Origin of the sequence: Trichococcus sp. (assembly GCF_049589555.1) — a bacterium.
Lineage (GTDB): Bacteria > Bacillota > Bacilli > Lactobacillales > Aerococcaceae > Trichococcus.
In genome coordinates this window covers 1-2,137 of record NZ_JBAWAZ010000140.1, presented here as the reverse complement: position 1 = coordinate 2,137, position 2,137 = coordinate 1, and the positions used below count along the sequence as shown (strand labels likewise).

Annotated in this window: 1 protein-coding gene; it reads left to right on the top strand. The window is 52.8% G+C overall.

Features of this window, described 5'->3' with window-relative positions; genetic code table 11:
- Positions 1-1,968 (top strand): family 78 glycoside hydrolase catalytic domain (locus WBV27_RS05635; protein WP_424200178.1); only part of this gene is annotated, 1,968 nt, incomplete at its 5' end.
- Positions 1,969-2,137: the final 169 nt, after the last annotated feature.

Here is a 2,137-nt window from a genome sequence, read left to right as displayed (position 1 = left end):
GTCGAAAGCTTGGTTCCGGAGGTGATCCAGTCACCTGCGGGCGAAACGATCCTGGATTTCAAGCAAAACATGGTCGGTTGGATAGCCTTCAAGTCGCAGGCACCGGCCGGAACGGAAGTCGGTTATGAAGTGGGGGAAGAGTTGCAGGATGGCTGTTTCTACAACGATAACCTGCGGACTGCGGAAGCGAAGTTCACCTACATCAGCGACGGAAGCGAAAGAGTCGTCCGTCCGCACTTCACATTCTATGGTTTCCGCTATGCGAAGCTGATCGGTTTCGATCAGGCAGTCAATCCGGCCGATTTCATCGGCTACGTGATCCACAGTGACCTGGAAGTGACCGGAAAAATCGAGACGGCGAATCCCCAAGTGAATCAATTGATCAAAAATGCGCTTTGGGGACAAAAAGGGAATTTCCTGGATGTGCCGACGGATTGCCCTCAGCGGGATGAGCGGATGGGCTGGACGGGCGATGCGCAGATATTTGCCCGCACAGCCAGCTACAACATGTACACGCCGGCGTTTTACCGGAAGTTTATGCATGATTTGCGCCTGGAACAGGAACAATTGGACGGATCGATTCCCTTCGTCGTGCCGATGCTGAAACCGAAAAGTTCGGAAGGCGGGTTTATGGGAGCCGGAGCAGCGGCTTGGAGCGATGCCGCGACCGTGATTCCGTGGGTACTCTATGAACAGCACGGCGATCTCTCGCTGTTGCGGGAGCAATACACCACGATGGTCGATTGGGTCGAATATGTCTACCGCGAAGATGAGCGGAGCGGTTCGAACAGACTTTGGACGACAGGTTTCCAGTTTGGCGATTGGCTGGCGTTGGACGGAAAGAACCCGAAAGCTCCGATCGGCGGGACGGATACGAAGCTGGTCGCTTCTGTCTACTATTATTATTCGGCAACCCTTACGGCCAAGGCTGCCGCAGCTTTGGGCAAGCAGGCGGATGCCGAAAAGTACACGGCGTTGGCGGAAAGCATCAAAGCCGCCCTCCAGGCTGAATTTTTGACCGCGAAAGGTCGATTGGCTGTGAATACGCAGACCGCGTATGTCCTGTTCCTCTATTTTGATCTGGTCCCGCAAGCAAGCCTGAGTCGGGTCATTGCCGATTTTGAAGCGAAGCTGTTGGAGGATGATGTGCATCTGAAGACCGGTTTTGTCGGCACGCCATATCTGTGCGAGGCCCTCACGAAGAGCGGCTTGACGGAGTTGGCCTACAGCATCTTGCTGAACGAGGATTATCCGAGCTGGCTGTACGCGGTCAATCTCGGCGCAACCACGATCTGGGAGCGCTGGAATTCCGTCTTGCCGGATGGGAAAATCAGCGGCACGGACATGAACTCATTGAACCATTACGCCTACGGATCAATCGTCGAATGGCTCTACCGTTCGGTGTTGGGCATTCAAGCCGACTCGAAGAAAGCCGGCTACCGTCATTTTTATCTGAAACCTGCCCCAAGCGCGCAACTAGGCGCCGCAAGTGGAGAATATGACTCTTCCTCAGGAAAAATCAAGAGTGGATGGCGCATCCTGGAAGACGGGCAACTGCATTTCGCTTTCGAGGTGCCGACCCAAAGCACGGCCACGATCGAACTTCCGCACTGCTCAGTCGATGAAATCGCGGGCCAATTGCAGGGCTTTGGCATTGACCAAGCGGAAATCATCCAAAAAGGCGTCAGCGTATCCTTTACGGTAGCCGGAGGAGCGTATGCATTTACCTACAAGCCGCTGAAATCCTACAAGGTCAGCTATTCCATTGCGATGACGTACAAAGAGCTCTTGGCTATCAAAGCAACCCGCACGGTGATTTTCGACCATCTGCCGATGCTGAAAGGGAATGACCTGGCGCTGAACCAGTTGGATAGCCCGTTCGAAACTTTTTCCTCGGTCCCGATTGTGCAGCATTTTGTGAATGACCGCGTTCTTGGAGAAATCAATGAGGCGCTTGCGAAACTGTAAAGCGCTGTGTTGATCAAATACCTTAAAAAATGTCGTGAATGCGAAAAGAATGGACCCTATGCGCTTGCGTTAATGCGTCGGGAACTGCTGTATAATTAGCGTTAATAAGGAATAACAGTAAAGGTGTGATTTGATGGTACGTTTAACAGAAAAGCCGTTTTTTTTATCG